At 30.8% G+C, this 19,071-nt stretch carries 16 protein-coding genes and 1 tRNA gene; 12 read left to right on the forward strand and 5 right to left on the reverse strand.

Going from position 1 to position 19,071, the window contains the following annotated elements; translation table 11 throughout:
• Window positions 1-1,048 precede the first annotated feature (1,048 nt).
• From panD to ELQ16_RS07970, 5 genes are read left to right on the forward strand one after another with little or no spacing between them, the layout of a single operon-like run.
• Window positions 1,049-1,432 carry an aspartate 1-decarboxylase gene (panD, locus tag ELQ16_RS07950; RefSeq protein WP_134239022.1) on the forward strand — a complete coding sequence of 128 codons (384 nt, stop codon included), beginning with the start codon at window positions 1,049-1,051 and terminating at the stop codon, window positions 1,430-1,432.
• Window positions 1,429-2,508 carry an FUSC family protein gene (locus ELQ16_RS07955; protein WP_134239023.1) on the forward strand — a complete coding sequence of 360 codons (1,080 nt, stop codon included), beginning with the start codon at window positions 1,429-1,431 and terminating at the stop codon, window positions 2,506-2,508. Before panD ends, ELQ16_RS07955 begins: the two co-directional genes overlap by 4 nt.
• Before the next feature lie 48 nt (window positions 2,509-2,556).
• A complete protein-coding gene (locus ELQ16_RS07960) occupies window positions 2,557-3,729 on the forward strand; it encodes an efflux RND transporter periplasmic adaptor subunit (protein ID WP_134239024.1) in 1,173 nt (390 codons plus the stop codon).
• Entirely contained in the window at window positions 3,726-5,660 is a 1,935-nt protein-coding gene (locus ELQ16_RS07965) for an ABC transporter permease (protein WP_134239025.1), read from the forward strand. Before ELQ16_RS07960 ends, ELQ16_RS07965 begins: the two co-directional genes overlap by 4 nt.
• A gap of 3 nt (window positions 5,661-5,663) precedes the next feature.
• Window positions 5,664-7,010 (forward strand): TolC family protein, encoded by a 1,347-nt coding sequence (locus ELQ16_RS07970; protein ID WP_134239026.1) that lies wholly within the window; start codon window positions 5,664-5,666, stop codon window positions 7,008-7,010.
• Window positions 7,011-7,500: 490 nt separating this feature from the next.
• Here the strand turns inward: ELQ16_RS07970 and ELQ16_RS07975 are convergent.
• The 3 genes from ELQ16_RS07975 to tgt all read right to left on the reverse strand — a co-directional run bounded on the left by ELQ16_RS07975 (window position 7,501) and on the right by tgt (window position 9,497).
• Window positions 7,501-7,577 (reverse strand) — tRNA-Arg (locus ELQ16_RS07975).
• A 38-nt stretch (window positions 7,578-7,615) separates the two neighbouring features.
• Window positions 7,616-8,377, reverse strand: coding sequence for a CorA family divalent cation transporter (locus tag ELQ16_RS07980; protein ID WP_134239027.1), 762 nt, complete (start codon window positions 8,375-8,377; stop codon window positions 7,616-7,618).
• Window positions 8,367-9,497, reverse strand: coding sequence for a tRNA guanosine(34) transglycosylase Tgt (tgt, locus tag ELQ16_RS07985; RefSeq protein WP_134239028.1), 1,131 nt, complete (start codon window positions 9,495-9,497; stop codon window positions 8,367-8,369). The genes ELQ16_RS07980 and tgt overlap by 11 nt, the downstream gene beginning before the upstream one ends.
• 106 nt (window positions 9,498-9,603) lie before the next feature.
• On the opposite strand from tgt, the gene ELQ16_RS07990 reads away from it, so the two are divergent.
• From ELQ16_RS07990 to ELQ16_RS10195, 7 genes are all read left to right on the forward strand, one after another.
• Window positions 9,604-11,007, forward strand: a complete 1,404-nt coding sequence (locus ELQ16_RS07990; protein ID WP_134239029.1) for a COG3400 family protein — start codon at window positions 9,604-9,606, stop codon at window positions 11,005-11,007.
• 107 nt (window positions 11,008-11,114) lie between these two features.
• Entirely contained in the window at window positions 11,115-12,170 is a 1,056-nt protein-coding gene (aroB, locus tag ELQ16_RS07995; protein WP_134239030.1) for a 3-dehydroquinate synthase, read from the forward strand.
• A complete protein-coding gene (locus ELQ16_RS08000; RefSeq protein WP_134239031.1) occupies window positions 12,167-13,711 on the forward strand; it encodes a mechanosensitive ion channel family protein in 1,545 nt (514 codons plus the stop codon). Before aroB ends, ELQ16_RS08000 begins: the two co-directional genes overlap by 4 nt.
• Window positions 13,708-14,958: a tRNA (N(6)-L-threonylcarbamoyladenosine(37)-C(2))-methylthiotransferase MtaB gene (mtaB, locus tag ELQ16_RS08005; protein ID WP_134239032.1), complete on the forward strand. Its 1,251-nt coding sequence runs from the start codon at window positions 13,708-13,710 to the stop codon at window positions 14,956-14,958. The genes ELQ16_RS08000 and mtaB overlap by 4 nt, the downstream gene beginning before the upstream one ends.
• A 2-nt stretch (window positions 14,959-14,960) precedes the next feature.
• On the forward strand, window positions 14,961-16,562 hold the full coding sequence (locus ELQ16_RS08010) for an AAA family ATPase (RefSeq protein ID WP_134239033.1): 1,602 nt from the start codon (window positions 14,961-14,963) through the stop codon (window positions 16,560-16,562).
• Between the two features lie 2 nt (window positions 16,563-16,564).
• Entirely contained in the window at window positions 16,565-17,098 is a 534-nt protein-coding gene (gene mog / locus ELQ16_RS08015) for a molybdopterin adenylyltransferase (RefSeq protein ID WP_134239034.1), read from the forward strand.
• 79 nt (window positions 17,099-17,177) lie between these two features.
• The gene (locus tag ELQ16_RS10195; protein ID WP_243832615.1) at window positions 17,178-18,017 is read left to right on the forward strand and encodes a hypothetical protein; all 840 of its coding nucleotides are present in this window, start codon (window positions 17,178-17,180) and stop codon (window positions 18,015-18,017) included.
• Here the strand turns inward: ELQ16_RS10195 and msrA are convergent.
• Together msrA and ppa are read right to left on the reverse strand one after the other, a co-directional pair.
• Window positions 18,014-18,508 carry a peptide-methionine (S)-S-oxide reductase MsrA gene (gene msrA, locus ELQ16_RS08025; protein WP_134239035.1) on the reverse strand — a complete coding sequence of 165 codons (495 nt, stop codon included), beginning with the start codon at window positions 18,506-18,508 and terminating at the stop codon, window positions 18,014-18,016. The genes ELQ16_RS10195 and msrA overlap by 4 nt on opposite strands.
• A 42-nt stretch (window positions 18,509-18,550) precedes the next feature.
• Window positions 18,551-19,069, reverse strand: a complete 519-nt coding sequence (ppa, locus tag ELQ16_RS08030) for an inorganic diphosphatase (RefSeq protein ID WP_134239036.1) — start codon at window positions 19,067-19,069, stop codon at window positions 18,551-18,553.
• Between the last annotated feature and the right edge of the window lie 2 nt (window positions 19,070-19,071).

Genomic DNA, 19,071 nt, shown 5'->3' on the forward strand with positions numbered 1-19,071 from the left:
TTTTGAGAGTACAACTCGAAGAAATCCCTTGCGTGGTGCGTCATTCTAAGCTTTTTTTGTCATGCTGAGCAATCCTTTGCGTTGCTTGGTGACAAACCCTCACCATTGCGAACCTCGGAACTTCTCACGCAATAAATTTTAAGAAAATTTTGATAGAATTACTCCGTTTAAGTGGTTAATTTCTCTTGGTGGGAAAGGAATTGCTATGTTAGATAGGTTTTTAAACATTGTTTTAAAACTGCTAAAAATAGTAAAAGAACTGATTAAAATAATTAACCAGCTCTAATTTCTCTTCAAAAATTATAGAAAAGCCTTGCTTAACCTATACTTAAACAAAATCCACGCCAAGAGTGCAAGGCTCTTGGCTTTACTAACATTTCATTTTTTAACAAAACAAAAATTTCCTTAAAACAAAAATCCTTTGCGTTGCTTGGCGATAAACCCCAGTGTTGCGAAGATCAGAACCGCTCACGCAATAAATTTTAAGAAAATTTTGATAGAATTGCTTTGTTTAAGTGGTTAATTTCTCTTGGTGGGAAAGGAATTACTATGATAAATAGGATTTTAGATATTGTTTTAAAATTACTAGAGATAGTAAATGAGCTGATTAAATTACTTAATCAGCTATAAAAAATTTTTCATCAAAAAATTATAAGAAAGCCTTGCTTAACCTATACTTAAACAAAATCCACGCCAAGAGTGCAAGGCTCTTGGCTTCGCTAAACACCCCATTCACTCATATTCTAAGCCTTCTTTTTTCGTCATGCTGAACGAATGCGAAGAATTTCTATTCAATCACCCATTTTATTCAATAAAAGAAAAATTTCTTTAAAACAAAGTTCCTTTGCGTTGCCCAGATGACAAAACCACACAAAAACCCATTATCCTTTTATCCATTGCTATTTTATAGCGCTAAGTCTTATAATTGCTATTAAGCTAATATCTTAAAGCCTTGTAAAATAGCTAAAAAACACTTAAGATTTTATAGATATAATTTTATACTTTAAACCAACTTATTTATAATTTATTTATTTTTTAAGGAGAAAAAATGCAAGTAACCATGCTAAGAGCCAAAATTCACAGAGCCACAGTAAAAGAGGCGCGTTTGGATTATGTAGGAAGCATTACCATTGATGAGGCTTTGCTTGAAAAAAGCGGAATTTTAGAGTATGAAAAAGTTCAAATCGTAAATGTCAATACAGGTGATCGTTTCGAAACCTACACTATAGCCGGAGAAAGAAATAGCGGTATGATATGTTTAAATGGTGCAGCTGCAAGACTTGCGCAAATTAATGATAAAGTCATTATTATGGCTTATGCAAATGTGGATATCAAAGAGGCTAAAAATCACAAACCTTGTGTGGTTTTTGTAGATGATGATAATCAAAGCACGCAAATTTCTCATTATGAAAAACATGGAACTTTGGCTTGAAAAAGTATTTTTCAAAACTAGCGCCCATTTTTAAATTTAATCCTTGTCAAAGAGTTTGGCAACTTCCATTTTTTGCAGCTTTGGGTGTGGGTTTGATTTTAAGTGTTGCTATGTTTTTTCAAAGAATGGATTATGGACTTATAGCGATTTTGGGCGTGGCGGCATTTTTATATGTGCCAAATACCCCAATGCACCATAGAATGGCTGTGGTGATGTGCGTTTCTTTTGGTATAAGTCTTTCTTTCTTTTTGGGTTTATTGGCTCATTTATCGCCTGTTTTAACGCCTTTTGTTGTGGCTTTTGTGGCAGCTTGTAGTTCTATTTTGGTGCGTTATTATGATTTGGGAGCGCCGGGTTATTTTTTCTTTGTGTTTGCTTGTATTTTAGGGACTTTTTTACCTTTTGAAGTTAAAGATTTTATCACTTTAATAGGACTTATTTGCTTAGGGACTATGGTGGCAAATGTGATGGCTTTTTTGTATTCCTTAAGCGTGATTTATGTTTTTAAAAATAGCTTGCCCAGCGAAGTTCCGCCTAGAGGGCATTTGGGCTTTAATACCACTGTGGTGGATTCTTTAATTATGGGTGCTTTTGTGGGTTTTGCGATGTTTTTAGGCTCGTTTTTATCTTTGGAGCGTAGTTATTGGGTTGGGGTAAGCTGCACGGCTGTAATGCAAGGAATTAGCGTAAGCGCTATTTGGATTAAACAGTTTCAAAGGATTATTGGCACTTTTATTGGGGCGATTTTTGCTTGGTTTTTGTTAAAAATTCATTTTTCGCCTATTGCTTTTATTTTGCTCATGATGTTTTTGATGTTTATGACAGAATATGTCGTGTTTAAAAACTATGCCTTGGCGATGGTTTTTATCACTCCTTATGTGACTTATTTAGTAGAGAGCGCGACTTCTATGAGTTATGATGCGGATTTAATCACAAAAGCAAGATTTATCGATGTGGCTTTAGGAAGCATTTTGGGACTTTTGGGCGGTTATGTGATGTATAATCAAAAATTAAGAATTTATTTTTTACATTTCGCTCATAAAATTTTCAAATTTAAAAACAACAAATTCACATAAACTTCACTTTTATAAGATAAATTCTTTGTTTTATCTTTAAGGAAAAAAATGAAAAAAACACTAATTATTCTTATTTTGCTCACTGTTTTTATATTAGGAATTTATTATTTTTACTTTTATAAAAAAGAAAATTTTAGCTATCTTACTTATGAAGTAAAAACTATGGATATTTCAGAAAATATAGAAGCTATAGGCGAAGTTTATGCAAAATCACAAGTTGATGTTGGCGCTCAAGTTAGCGGACAGATTACAAAGCTTTATGTGAATTTGGGCGATCATGTAAAAGCAGGGGATTTAATCGCACAAATCGATAAAGACAAACAACAAAACGAATTTGATATCACAAAAGCCCAGCTTGCAAGCGCTAAGGCAAATTTAGAAAGCAAAAAAGTTGCTCTAGAAATTGCCACAAGACAATACGAAAGAGAGCAAAAGCTTTATAAGTCAAAAGCCACTTCGCTAGAAAGTTTAGAAAGCATTAAAAATAATTTTTACTTACTCAAAGCCAATGTTGCAGAGTTAAACGCCCAAGTAACCCAGCTTGAAATTTCACTCAAAAATGCTCAAAAAGATCTTGAATATACTACTATTACTGCTCCAAGTGATGGACAAATTGTCAATATCGCTGTTGAAGTAGGTCAAACCGTAAATGCCTCGCAAAATGCTCCTACTTTGGTGCGTTTGGCGGATTTAAGCGAGATGGAAGTAAGGATGCAAATCACCGAAGCAGATATCAATAAAATCAAAATCGGCGAAAAGGTGAAATTTAGCATACTTAGCGATCCGGATAAAAAATACGAAGCCACAATTTCAAGCATAGATCCTGCCGATACGGTTTTAAGCGATTCTACAAGCACTTCAAGCTCAAGTGCGAATTTAAATTCAAGCTCCACAAGCAATGCCATTTATTATTACGCGCGCTTTTTTGTCAAAAATGAAAACAATTTCTTACGCATAGCCATGAGCACAGAAAATCAAATCGAGATTAATCATGCAAGCAATGTCCTAGCCGTACCAACCATAGCCATAAAAAACGATGAAAAAGGTTATTTTGTCGAAGTTTTAAAAGATGAAAAAGTGCTTAAAAAACACATAGAAATTGGCATTAAAGACAGCTTAAATACTGAAGTGAAGCAGGGCTTGCAGGTAGGGGATTTGGTTATTGTTAATAAACAAAGTCAAAATGTAAAAAGCCAAAATATAGGCAGAATTCCAAGATGATAAAGCTTAGCAATATCTGCAAAAGTATCAATCAAACACCCATTTTAAAGAATGTTTCTTTAGAGATAGAGAAGGGCGAATTTGTTGCCATTATAGGCCAAAGTGGGAGTGGTAAAACTTCACTTTTAAATATCATAGGTACTCTTGATAGTCCAAGTAGCGGATCTTATATTTTTGAAAATTACGAAGTTACAACCCTTAGTAAAGATGAAAAAGCAAGGCTTAGAAGAGAAAAAATTGGTTTTATTTTCCAGCGCTACAATCTTTTATCTTTATTAAGTGCGGGTTCGAATGTTGTTTTACCAGCCATTTATGCAGGAAAGACCACAGAAGAAAGAGAGCAAAAAGCAAAAAAAATTTTAAGCGAATTAGAATTAGGACATAAATTTAATGCAAGACCTAATGAATTAAGCGGTGGTCAACAGCAAAGAGTGAGTATTGCAAGAGCTTTGATTAATGGCGGAGAGCTCATTTTAGCTGATGAGCCAACTGGTGCATTAGATAGTAGAAGCGGCATTATGGTGCTTGAGATCTTGCAAAAGCTTAATAAAGAAGGTCATACCATTATTTTAGTTACTCACGATAAAGACATAGCCGCTAAGGCAAAAAGAGTGATTGAAATCAAAGATGGCGAGGTTTTAAGCGACACTAAACAAGAGCAAAGCCAAAGTAATTATGAAATTCATAAAATGCCTAAAGAAAAAAAGAATTACACTCTTTTTAAAAACCAAATTTCAGAATGCTTTAAAATGTCTATTACTTCTATCATCGCACATAAATTAAGATCTGTTCTTACTATGTTAGGTATCATTATAGGCATTGCTTCAGTTGTTTGTGTCGTGGCTTTAGGGCTTGGGACCCAACAAAAAGTACTTTCATCTATCAGTGCCATAGGTACAAATACTATACAAATCGTTGCAGGTAGAGGACTTGGAGATATAAGATCAGGTCGTACTAGACTAAGTTTGAGTGATTTAAATGTTTTAAATGCTTTACCTTATTTAGAAGCTGCAGAAGCTGATGTAAGGGATTCTAGTATAGTAACTTATGCTAATACTTCTTTGCAAGCAAGGGTAAATGGCGTTGGGGTAAATCGTATGAAAATTCGCGGTTTAAAACTCGCTGCAGGAAGATTTATCAATGATATTGATATCAAAGAAAATGCCAATATCGCCGTGCTTGATGATAATGGACGCAAAAATTTATTTCATGGCATTAGTGCAGAGCAAATTTTAAACAAAGTTGTTATTTATGATTCTCAACCCTTAAGAATAGTTGGAGTCTTGCAAAGACAAGATGATCAAAGTGGCTTTGATCCAACCAATGGCACAGTTGAGCTTTATGTGCCCTACACTACAGTGATGAATAAAATCACCGGAGATAAACGCCTAAGATCCATAGTAGCAAAATTAAAAGATGGTGTAGATCCTAATTTAACCGAACAAACTATAGCCCAAGTTTTAGAAATCAAACGCGGTAAAAAAGATTTTTTTATGGTAAATTCTGATGCTATACAAAAAGCAGTAGAAGCTAATACTCTAACTCTAACACTACTTATTGCCTCTATTGCAGTAATTTCTTTGATTGTTGGCGGTATTGGTGTGATGAACATTATGTTAGTTTCGGTGAGTGAGCGAACAAGAGAAATTGGCATTAGAATGGCTATTGGAGCAAGAAAAGAAGATATTTTGATACAGTTTTTACTTGAAGCGGTGTTAATTTGTACTATAGGTGCGATTTTGGGTGTGGCTTTGAGCTTTGGTGTGATGTATGTTTTTAATCAACTTAGCAAAGATTTTTTAATGATAATGTCTTATAATTCCATATTTTTAGGGCTTTTAAGCTCTGTGATGATTGGTATTATTTTTGGCTTTTTCCCTGCAAGAAATGCAGCCAATTTAAATCCTATCAATGCTTTATCTAAGGAATGATTTATGAAAAATTTATTTTTTTTTATATTTTTAAGCTTTTTTTTATATTCTTGTGCAAGTAAAAATTCGCCCATTACTATAGAAAACAATTTAACCCAAAAAGAATTCAGCGAATTTAATGCTTCAAGGCTTTGGTGGAAAAACTATCAAAATGAAAAATTAAACCAAATGCTTGATTTTGTGATTTTAAATAACAAAGATATTAATGTTGCAAGGGCAAATCTTTTAAGTACTGTGGCAAGGTACAAACTCATTGATTTTGATCTTTATCCAACTTTGAGTGCGAATTTGGGTGCAGATATTGCTAGAGATTTGAATTTAGGTAGCGAGAGTAAAAGCTTTTCAAATGCCTTGAATTTAAGTTATGAGTTAGATATTTATGGTAAAATTTCAGACAGTGTAAAAGCTAAAGAATTTAGCGCAAAAGCCAGTGAATATGATCTTGAAAATTTAAAACTAAGTATTGTAAATCAAAGCATTAATTATCTTTTTGAACTTTTGTATTTTAATGATGTGGAAAAATTACTAAATGAATATATTTTAAATTTAGAACAAATGAAAAGCATTTATGAATTTAAACTTAAATATGGTAAGATTGAAGAGCTTGATTTGCTAAATATCGAGCAAAATCTTTTAAGTGCTAAGCAAAATCTTTTAAGCAATCAGCAAAACAAAGAACTCATTATTAAAAATCTTCAAGAACTCATTGGAAAAGAGCAGGGTTTTACTTATATTTCTTATTTTCAAAATCTTTCTTTGTCAGATTTTAAGGAATTGGCTATTGATTTTGATATTCCTTTATATATTTTTGCTAATCGTCCTGATGTAAAGTCAAAAGCCAATAATCTTCAAGCGGCATTTAAAGATTATCAAAGTATAGAAAAATCAATATTTCCAAGCATAAGTCTAGGGGCAAATTTAAATGGTGATGCAAGTGAATTAAATGATAGTTTTGAATTTTTGATTTTAGGTGGAAATGTAAAAATTTCCCTGCCTTTTTTAGACTATGGTAGAGTGAAGCAAAACATTAAAATTTCACAATACGCCTATGACATTTTAGTTTTTGAATACGAGCAAATTTTACAAAGTGCTTTGAATGAATTTAGGCTTTGTTATAAGGATTATGAATACAATACAAAATTATTAGAAAATGTAAAATTAATTAATGCCAAACAATTCCTTATCAAGGAAGCTTACCTACAAAAATACGAACTTGGGAAAAGTGAGCTTAAAGATTATTTAGATGCGAGTAATTCTTATATTACTTCGGCCCAAGAAATTTTGCGCTCAAGAGTGAATCTTTTAAAAACCATTAATCAATATTTTCAGATCACAACCATTTTACCTTAACCTTTTAGATCCTTCGCGTTGCTTGGTGACAAACCCTCACCATTGCGAACCTCGGAACTTCTCACGCAATAAATTTTAAGAAAACTTTGATAGAATTATTTCGTTTAAGTGATTAATTTCTCTTGGTGGGAAAGGTGCTACTAATGATAGAAAAGATTTTAAATGTAATTTTAATATTATTAGAAGTAATAAACGAGCTGATTAAATTGCTTAACCAGCTCTCTTAAAACACCAAAAAAATTATAAGAAAGCCTTGTTTAACCTATACTTAAACAAAATCCACGCCAAGAGTGCAAGGCTCTTGGCTTTGCCAGCATTTCATTCACTTGTGAACAACTCCTAGTTATTCTAGAACCCCTTGTCATATTAAGCACAGCGAAACATCTCTTTTTAAACCATCTATTTTTCTTAAAACAAAAGATCCTTTGTGTTTGGATGACAAAATGATGAAAAGTTGAATGATGGTTTGGATAAATAAACGCAGATAAAGTGGTGCGCCCAAGAGGATTCGAACCTCTGACCTTTTGAACCGCAATCAAATGCTCTATCCAGCTGAGCTATGGGCGCAAAAAGTGTAATTATATCACTATTTTCTTAAAATTAAGTTATTTTTTTGACTTTTTTGTTATTTTGTCATCAAAATCTAATTCTTTTTCCTTTTTGTTTTTATAAAAAATAAGCCCAAAAATCAGTATAAAACAAATAGTAGAAAAGATATACCAAGTGCCGTTTTTATTTCCATCAAAAAACAAACCCTCGGTATTCATTCCAAAAAATCCTACGATAAGATTTAAGGGTAGAAAAATTGCCGAAAGCACACTTAGAAAATAAATGCTTTTATTCATTCTTTCATTTTTCATAGCGCTTACAAGCGAATACATTTCATTGAGTCTATTTAAGCTTTCTTTGGCTGTTCTTAAAGAAATATTAGTGCTTAAGAGTAGGGGTTTTAGGGCTTTTTTGCAAAAATTTTGTTCACTTATAAGCAAATTTAAAGCTTCGCTAAGCAAATTTAAGGTTTTTATGTTTTTATTGATTTTTTGCTTTAAAATGAATATTTTCTTAAAAAAATGTTTGATTAAAATTCCTTTTAAAAGTACATTCTCTTTGTGTTCTAAGATGCTTTCAAAATGAAAATTATTTGCCTTACATTCTTCTATATTAAGGCGTATAAGAGCTATGAAATCTTCAAATTGATAATTTTGAAATTCGCAATTTTCTAATTTATAAATTTGATTTTCTTCGAAACCAAAAATATAGATTTTATCGGCGTTTAAAATAAAAATTTTTTGTCCTAAAAAATCTGTATAAAGTGTATTTAAATTTTTATTAGCTAAAAATTTAGCTAAGTTTTCATCATAGTGCATTTTTAAACCTTTTGGCATAAAATTCTTTTTTAAATTCAGTAAATTTACCTTTTTTGATAGCTTCACGCATTTTACTGACTAAATCAAGATAATAATGCAAATTATGCAAACTAGCAAGGCGAAAAAAAGTAAGTTCTTTGGCCTTAAAAAGATGATTTAAGTATCCACGCGAAAAATTACGACAAGTATAGCAAGAACAGGTATTATCGATGGCTTCGTGATCGTTGATAAACTCGGCTTTTTTGATATTAAATTTACCAAAGTTTGTAAAAAATGTACCATTTCTTGCATTTCTTGTTGGCATAACACAATCAAACATATCAACGCCACGCTCTACATTTTCCACCAAATCTTCAGGCGTTCCAACGCCCATTAAATATCTAGGGCGATTTTCATCCAAAAAAGGATTTAAATTTTCTACCGTTTCATACATTAAAGCATTTTCTTCCCCAACACTAAGCCCGCCAATTGCAAGTCCATCAAAATCCATTTCATTTAAAGCTAAAGCGCAACGCTTTCTTTCTTCATAGTCAGTCCCACCTTGTATGATACCAAAAATATTTTGTTTCAATCCTATGCCTTGACTTTGCTTAAATTTATGATAATTTATAGCTTCTTTCGCCCATTTTATCGTGCGATCAACTGAAATTTTAATTCTTTCTTTGCTTGCAGGAAGTGCAACTAAATCATCTAAAATCATCATAATGTCAGAATTAAAATCATACTGAGTATCCAAAACGCTTTGTGGGGTAAATAAATGCTTACTCCCATCAATATGGCTTTTAAATTCTATCCCTTCTTTAAAATGCTTAGAATTTGCAGAAAGTGAAAAAGCTTGAAAGCCTCCGCTGTCAGTTAAAAAACTTCGATCAAATTTGCTAAAACCATGCAAACCGCCAAATTCTTTTACGATTTTTGATCCTGGTCTTAAATACATATGATAAGTATTAGCAAGGATGATTTTTGCATCGAGTTCATTTTTTAAATCAAGCGCATCAAGGCTTTTTACTGCACCGATTGTGCCAACGGGCATAAAAATTGGAGTTTCAAAAGTGCTATGTGCTGTGGTAATTTGACAAACTCTTGCGTGATTATCTTTGTGTTTTACTTTAAAATCCATAATTTCCCTTAAATTTTATAAAAATTAAAATTGTAACAAAAGCTTACTTAAAAAATTTATTCTAATTTTTGCTATAATTAGCCTTTTTCTTTCGGAGTTTTTGTGAATGAATAATATTTTAATTATCCTAGATGGCTTTTTGGCAAAACATTTTTTAGAAAGACTTTGTTTACAAAAAGGTTTAAAGCATTATTTTACGATACTTTATTATAATGAAGATAGTGTAAATTTAAGTATTAAAAACGAATATATAGAATTTGTTAAATTTGATCCTACAAGTACTGCTAAAATGCAACGCATTATGATGAAAGAATTCTCACAAGTTTTTATTTATATGCAAGATGAATTTGATGTAAGAAAAACTTATGAAAACTTAAGAAGTTTTAATAAAAAGCTTGATATTGTGATTATGGATTTTTGGGGGTTGCCTATTAATGATGAATATTGTGATTTAATTGATTCTAAAGCTACGCTTTCACATAGACTTTTGGATTTTTTGCCTGATGTGGCCTTAACAGCACAATTTATTGGACTGGGTATTGGCGAAATTATGGAGATTAAAATTCCAGCTGGTTCAGCTTTTGCTTATCGTCATATTGGTTCTATTGCACAAAAAAAATGGCGCATTGCACTTATTTATAGAAATAATAAAATATTTTTTGTCAAGCCTTCTTTTATGCTTCAGCCTAATGACAGTATTTTGGTGGTGGGCGAACCTAGTGTTTTGCAAGGTGTATATCATAATGTTAAAAAAGACAAGGGGCAGTTCCCAAGTCCTTTTGGAAGTAATATTTACTGTTTTTTGGATATGAAAACAATGACTCAAGAAACTCAAGAAAAACTTCTAAGCACTTGTTTGTCTTTGCATGCAAAAATCAACAATAAAAAGCTTTTTATAGAGGTTTTTAATCCTACTTTGGGTCAATTATACGAGAAGTTAAAAAATTTAGATATTGAAAATATGAATATTTATTTTAATTATACGCAAATTAAAAAAGAATATTTGGATTCTTATTTAATAAATAATAATATCGGGGTTTTTGTGGTTGATAAAAGTTTTTTTGAAAAAAATAAGAAAAATTTATATGAATTAAAAATTCCGCTTCTAAAAATTGGCGAAAATGATTTTGATAAGCTTAATGAGGCTACGATTTTAAGCTCTGGAGAAAGTGAGATTGAGGCACAATCTAATGTCGTGATGGATCTTAGTGCTCAGCTTGATTTGGGCGTAAAATTGTATCATTATGAGTCAACTCATTCTGAAGAGAGCTCTTTTGTTTTGGAGTATTTTCAAAGTCTTGCTAGGCTTTATAATAAAAAAATAGAAATCATTCATACTAAAGACGAAAATCCTATTTTAGCTATGACAAAAAAAAGCGATGCTTTGCAATTTATCAGTTTTAATTCTAGGCTAACAAGTACCAATCTTGGTAAAAGTTTTAGTATGGATCTAAATCGCTTGTATTATAAAATGGATAAGAATTATCAACTTTTCATACCCGTAGAGTAAAAATAACATTTTATATCAAAATTTTTATTTTATTTTGACAATAAGACAAGAATTAGCCTGAATTTGTTACAATAAAAACTTATTTTAAAATATACAAAAGTGATAAAATGCAAATAGATATAAATTTAAAAGAAAATGCGTATAAAGTTTATGTTGATGAGTTAAAAAATTTAGAGTTTGACACTAAGGTTTTTATACTTTCAAATCCAAAAATTTTAGGTCTTCATTTAAAAAGCTTGCTTTTAAAAATCAAAGCCAAAGAAGTGTTTATTGCTACGGTTAAAGATGGGGAAGAATATAAAAATTTAAACACCATAGAAGAAATTTTAAACCAAATGTTTAATTCTAAACTCGATAGAAAAAGTGTGCTTATCAGCTTTGGTGGCGGAGTTATTAGTGATATGGGAGGATTTGCGGCAAGTATTTATCAAAGGGGGATAGATTTTATAAATATCCCTACAACACTCTTAGCTTGCGTTGATGCTGCAGTGGGTGGAAAAACAGGTATTAATAATGCTTTTGGTAAAAATCTTATCGGCACTTTTTATCAGCCAAAAGCCGTGTATTGTCAGAGTGAATTTTTGAGGACTTTAAGCGCGAGAGAATTAGCCGCTGGTATGGCTGAGTTTATAAAAATGGCCATAATGTTTGATAAAAATTTGCTTGAATTTATAGAAAGTATCGATGCAAAAGCCTTTTTAAGTGCAAGTTGTGGGGATGAAATTTTAACTAAAATTATCGCAAAAAGTATAGAGCTTAAAGCTAGGGTTGTGGAAAATGATGAAAAAGAAAGCGGAGTGAGAATGCTTTTAAATTATGGACATACTTTTGCCCATGTGATAGAAAATTTTACAGAATATAAAACTTATTTGCATGGTGAAGTAGTAGCGATAGGAATGAATATGGCGAATTGCTTGGCTTGCAATTTAGGCTTTTTAAGTCAAGAAGAATGTAAAAAAATAGAACAAATTCTACTTAAATTTAATCTGCCAATATCTTATAAAATCGCAAACATTGATGAGTTTTATCAGGCCTTTTTTAGGGATAAAAAAAGTTATAATTCTAAGATAAATTTCATTTTGCCTTCACAGCTTGGTAAGGGCTTTATCAAAGAGGATATTTCCAAGGAAATTATCCTTAAAACGCTTAAGGTTTTTGCATGAAAAAAATTATATTGCTTTTGATTTTTTGTACGGCTTTGTTTGCAAATAAAACTATAGGCGATGAATTAAATGAGAAAATTATGTCTTTGGATAAGGCGATTGAAAATAGCATTTGGAATGTAAGATATGAAAATTTTATAAAATATCAAGAATTAAAAACTCAAATTAATTTTTTAAATTCAGAGCTTGATAAAGCAAATTCAAATCGAGAAAAAGAAGAAATTTTACGAAAAATAGGTCATTTAGAAGAGCAATTAAGTTTGCTTGCAGAATATAAAGAATTAAATTTTGCTAAATTTTTATCCTTACCTGATAGTGTGGAAAGTTTGCCTAAATTAACTAATCCTTTTGCCATCATTTCTGGACTTTCGCATATTAGAAAACTAAGAAATGCTAAGGAAGAATACCTTAATCGTTTTAAAGAATTTCAAGATTTATTTAATATTATCAAAGAAAAAAATGAAGAGTTAAAAACCCTTGTAAAATTAAATCCTAGTAATGAAAATTTTAAGCTTCTTAAGGCTTCGGATAAAAAGTTAGAAGAATTTGAGCAGGCTTTAAATTTTAGCGAGGTTTCTTTTTCGGTTTATGAAAAAAATGTAGATGAGGAAATTCAAAGGGTAAGAAGTGATATCAAGACTCAAAGTTTAAGGGCAATTAATATCGTAGCGGCCATTATTTTCGTGCTGATTGTTTCTTTTTTGCTTAAAATTGCAAGTAAGAAATACATTAGTGACAATGAACGCTATTATACTGCAAATAAAATTATAAATTTTATTAATATTAGCATTATCTTTTTGATTTTACTTTTTGCTTATATTGAAAATATCACTTATTTAGTTACGGTACTTGGTTTTGCTTCGGCGGGCTTGGCTATTGCAATGAAAGATATGTTTATGTCTATGCTTGGTTGGTGTGTGATTATTTTTGGTAGTAGTTTTAGGGTGGGCGATCGCATTAAAGTGTGGCAAAATAATACTACTTATGTGGGTGATATTATTGATATTTCTTTTTTAAGAATGACAATTTATGAGGATATTACCTTAACAACTTATACAACCAATCGTCGCAGTGGACGAATTATTTTTATCCCTAATAATTATATTTTTACAGGACTTATTGCAAATTATACTCATCATGGAATGAAAACCATTTGGGATGGTATAGATATTACTATCAGTTTTGATTCTAATCATAATAAGGCTATGGCGATAGTGGAGCAAGTTGTGACAAAGCATGCGAAAAACTACACAGATTTAGCTAAAAAGGGTATGGGAAAATTAAGAAATGAATATAGCATTAGAAATCTTAAAGTTGAACCGCGGTTTTTTATGTTTTTTGAAGAATATGGCATGAGAATTTCGGCATGGTATATGAATAATTCTTACACTGCTTTGGTTTTAAGAAGTAAGATTAGCCGTGAAATTATTAGCGAATTTAATAAATGTGAAGATATAAAAATTTCTTATCCGAGTCAAAATCTTTATTTAAGCAATAAAGAAAAACCGATTTTAGAAGAACAAGAAGGAAGTTTATTTTGAAAGAAAAAGTTTATTTTAAGACTTTTGGTTGTAGGACAAATATTTATGATAGTGAATTATTGAAAAAATATGTTAAAGACTATGAAATCACAGATGAAGAGCAAAAAGCACAAATCATTGTGGTAAATTCTTGCACGGTTACCAATGGTGCTGATAGCGGTATTAGAACTTATATTCATACCATGAAAAAACAAGGAAAAAAGATTATTTTTACGGGTTGTGGGGCTGTAAGTAGAGGAAAAGAACTTTTAGAAAAAGGCGAAATTTTTGGAGTTTTAGGTGCTTCAAATAAACATAAAATTAATGAATTTTTAAAAAAAGAAAATTCGTTTTATGAGCTTGGAAATTTAAATTTTATCGATGAGGATATAGTGAGTGAGTATAAAAATCATACCAAGGCTTTTGTGAAAATTCAAGAAGGTTGTGATTTTGCTTGTTCGTATTGTATTATTCCTAGTGTTAGAGGCAAGTCAAGAAGTGTTAAAGAAGAAAAAATTATAGAGCAAGTTAAAATTTTAGCCCATAATGGTTACAGTGAAATTGTTTTAACTGGTACAAATATCGGATCTTATGGAATTAAAGATAATACAAGTTTAGGCAAGCTTTTACAAAAATTAGGCAAAATTTCAGGCATAAAACGCATAAGACTTGGAAGTTTAGAACCTGTACAAATTGATGAGAGTTTTTTGGAAATTTTGGATGAAGTTTGGTTAGAAAGGCATTTACATATTGCTTTGCAGCATACGCACGAGAAAATGCTACGCATTATGAGAAGAAGATCGCATACAGATAATGACTTAAAATTATTTAATTTTTTAGCAGACAAAGGTTTTGCTTTGGGAACCGATTTTATAGTTGCTCATCCTGGTGAAAGTGAAGAAATATGGCAAGAAGCTTTAAAGAATTTTAAAGAATTTAGGCTTACTCATATTCATGCTTTTATTTTTTCTCCAAGAAATAACACTCATTCAGCTAGCTTAAAAGATACTATAAATGGGGATATTGCTAAGTCAAGACTTAAAATTTTAACTCAAATTGTTAGTGAAAATAACTTTAATTTTAGACAAAAAAATAATCAAAATTTAAGCATTTTGGTAGAAAATAAAAAAAATGATTATTATGAAGGTTATGATCAATTTTATAATAAAATTAAAATCTATGCCAATGAAGATTTGTCGAAACAATGGATTAATATAAATGAATGTAAGGTTAATTTTAGCGACAATGAAGTTGATTTAAGGGGATAATGATGAAAAATTTGAAAATTATTTTAAGTTCTTTTCTGATTTTATGTGTTTTAATGGCGATTTTATATTTGAAAAATGAACCAAAATATATAGATAAGGCTTTTTACGATGGGCTTTTAAGAGAAGGTTTGATACAAAAAGCCATTGTTGATGAAAATAAAATTTTTATAAAAACGGAGCAAGAAAATTATCTCATTATTAAAGAAGGGGTGAATTTAGAGGAACTTTTAAGTCAAGTACCTGTAGAAATTAGTGCAAATTATTTTGATGTTATTTTGGTATTTTTGTTTGCATTTTTTATCGTATTTTTGTTGGTATTTATGTTTTTAATGCAAAGAAAGCAAAGAAAAAAATTCCCAATTTCCGCCAATGCAAATTCTAGTGTTTCTTTAAATTCTTTTGAAAATAAAGACATTAAACCCGTTATTACAAGCGTGAGTTTTAATGATGTTGCAGGTGTAGATGAAGTAAAATTAGAGCTTGGTGAATTGGTAGATTTTCTAAAAAATCCTATAAAATATAAAGAATTTGGAGTTAAGATGCCAAAAGGGGTTTTATTAGTAGGTCCTCCGGGTGTTGGAAAAACTTTAATCGCTAAAGCCATAGCTGGCGAAGCAGGAGTGCCATTTTTTTATCAAAATGGTTCAGCCTTTGTTGAAATTTATGTAGGAATGGGTGCTAAACGCGTCAGAGAGCTTTTTTCGCGTGCTAAGATGATGGCTCCAAGTATTATTTTTATCGATGAAATCGATGCTGTAGGAAAAATCAGAGGAGAAAATTCAAACACTGAAAGAGATACAACGCTCAATCAGCTTTTAACTCAAATGGATGGCTTTGAAGATAATAACGGCGTGATAGTCATCGCAGCCACAAATAAAATTGAGCTCATAGATCCTGCACTTTTAAGATCAGGGCGTTTTGATAGGCGTATTTTTGTTTCTTTGCCAGATTTTAAGGATAGACTTAAAATTTTAGAAATTTATATGAAAGATAAAAAAAATAATGTTGATTTAAGTAAAATTGCTAAGGCAAGTGTGGGATTTAGTGGAGCTGGACTTGAAACTTTGGTTAATGAAGCAGCCATTAATGCTTTAAGAAGGCAAAGTGATAGAGTTGAAGAAAGTGATTTTTACGCCGTGTTAAATAAAGTTCTTTTAGGACAAAGAAAGGTGCTTACTTTTAATGAGAATGAGAAAAAAATTCAAGCCACCTATCAAGCCGCTAAAGCACTTTGTGCTTATTATTTTGATATAGGTTTTGAAAAAATCACCTTAATGGAAGATCGCTTTAAAGAATACGAGCATACGCTAAGATCAAAATCTGAGCTTTTAAACAAAATTAAAGTGTATTTGGCTGGAAATTTAGCAATGAAAATCATCTATAATGAAACTTATACCAATTTTCAAATGGATTTGATTAAAACAAAAGAACTTGTGGCTTATATGATAAATTACGATATGTTAGATGAAGCAAATTTGGAGACGATAAAGCAAGAATTGCAAGATTTTTTAGAGCCTATGAAAGAAAAAATCATACAACTTGCCAACTTGCTTTTAGAGCAAGAAAAGCTTGAAAATTCAGATATTAAAAAAATAATGGAGTGAAAATGCAAAGTATAAATATAGGAATTTTAACATTAAGCGATAGAGCTAGTGCCGGAATTTATGAAGATAAAGCAACTTGTGAAGTGAAAAATGTTTTGCAAGCTTATATTAAAAATGAGCTTATTTTTCATTGTGAGCTTATTCCTGATGAATATGAGAAAATTATAGAAAAATTGGTTTTTTTAAGTGATGAGAAAAAATGCGATTTGATTATCACCACTGGTGGAACTGGTCCAGCACTTAGAGATGTTACGCCTGAGGCAACACAAGCGGTTTGTGACAAAATGCTTCCAGGTTTTGGCGAGCTTATGAGAATGCAAAGCTTAAAATATGTCCCAACGGCGATACTTTCAAGACAAAGTGCAGGCATTCGCAATAAAAGCTTAATTATCAATCTCCCAGGCAATCCAAAGGCCATAAAAGAATGTTTAGAGCCGATTTTTCCTGCAGTGCCTTATTGCATAGATTTAATTGAAGGAGTATACATAGAAGCTAGAGAGGAGAATATTTCAATCTTTCGTCCTAAGAAAAAATAAATTTATTAAAAATAAGTGAATTTAATGACTTTGCTTAGGACTTTTAATATAAATTCCTTTAAAGTAAAATGGAATACAAATGAATAAACCTTTTTACAAACTTAAAAGATTTTATATACCTTGTATTATATTGATCATAATACTTGCTGTGCTTGCAAAATTACTTTATTCTCCTTTATATACGATTTATTGGGAAACAAATCATCGCTTTGAAAAAGAACAAGAATTTAGAATCATTGAAAAAATGACTTTAAACCCAACTCATAAAGACATGATTAAAATTGTAGATGATTATCAACCTAAACTAGAAGATTTTAAAGATTTAAATGCAAAAATGCAAAAGGCTATTTTTGATTTTAAGGTAGCTAAATTCTTTGGATTTGAGGATAGGTATTATCAAGTTTCTCTTAAAAATTACGCTGATACATTTTACTTTTTAGTCGGTAGTGAACGATTTTTTTTTCTTTACCTAAATTTCATAAGCAATTTAAACTCAAATGAAAAACAAAAATACCTAAGCTTAAAAGCATCTACTAAAGATTTAGAAAAACAAATCTTTGAAGAAAAACTTAAATTTATAAAGCATTATGAAGAATTTTATGATCATTTAGAGAGTATAGGTTATTTGGATAAGGGAACTGAATATAAAAATGCAGCAATTTATTTAAAAATATCAATTCCAAGCTCTTTTTTGCTTTATAGTAATCAATTATGCTCTTTTAAAGATAGAAACTTAATGTTTAATCAAATAAAGAAAAGTTATACTATATTCATTAACTTAGATCCAGATGGCTCAAAACTTTTCGACAAGACATTAAAAGAAAATTTTAGGAATTATCGTAAGAATATATCACCTTTTCTAGAAAATACAATAAATAAAATTCAAAAGGCTTTAGATAAATGCAAGATAACTAACTAAATAAATATTTTTTGTAGTTTTGGCAAAATAACAGCTTGACAATAGGCGTGATTTGGATTTTTGCTAAAATAATTTTGATGATAAGTTTCTGCACTATAGTAATGTTTTAGTTTGTAAATTTTTGTCACTATGGGCAAGGAAAATAATTTTTGTTGATTAAGGATAAAATTTTCAATGATTTTTAGCTCATTTTCATCATCATAAAAGATTGCAGAGCGATACTGAATTCCCTCATCAGCTCCTTGCTTATCAAGACTTGTAGGATCGTGAATTTTGAAGAAAATATCAAGAATTTTTAATAATGAAATTGTATTTTCATTGTAAGTTAATTTTACCACTTCTATATTGCCATCGCCAGCGCAAACACTTTCATAGCTAGGATTGTGGGCCCCTCCGCTATATCCAACTTCAGTTTTTATAATGCCTTTAATGCGTTCAAAAACAGCTTCTATGCACCAAAAGCATCCACCACCTAAAATGATATTTTTCATTGAAAAATCCTTGAGGGTTTAGCCCAAAATAGGGCTAAAAGATTATTTGTAGTTTTTTATCGCTTTTTCTAAAATTTCAATTGCAGCTTTTTCATCTTTGAAATCTTGCACTTTTACCCATTTATTTGGTTCTAAAATTTTATAGGTTTCAAAGAAATTTTTGATTTTATTTAGTGTTGCTTGCGGCAAATCGGTATAAGTTTTGATATTATCATATCTTGCGTCAATTTTCGAATTTGGAACTGCAAGAAGTTTTTCATCCATTCCACTTTCATCTTCCATAATCAAAACGCCAATCAAACGACAAGGAATCACAGCGCCAGCTTGAACAGGATACTCATTTAGCACTAAAATATCCACAGGGTCGCCATCATCAGCCAAAGTATTGGCAATGAAACCATAATTTGCAGGATAAAACATCGCACTAGCCATTACACGATCAACAAAAATCGCACCACTTTCTTTATCAAGCTCGTATTTAACACTAGATCCGTATGGAATTTCAATCACAGCGTTGATTTTATTTGGAATGTCTCCTATTTTAATTTTACTTAAGTCCATTT

The sequence above is a fragment of the Campylobacter sp. US33a genome (assembly GCF_004378855.1).
In the GTDB taxonomy this organism is placed as follows: Bacteria; Campylobacterota; Campylobacteria; order Campylobacterales; family Campylobacteraceae; genus Campylobacter_D.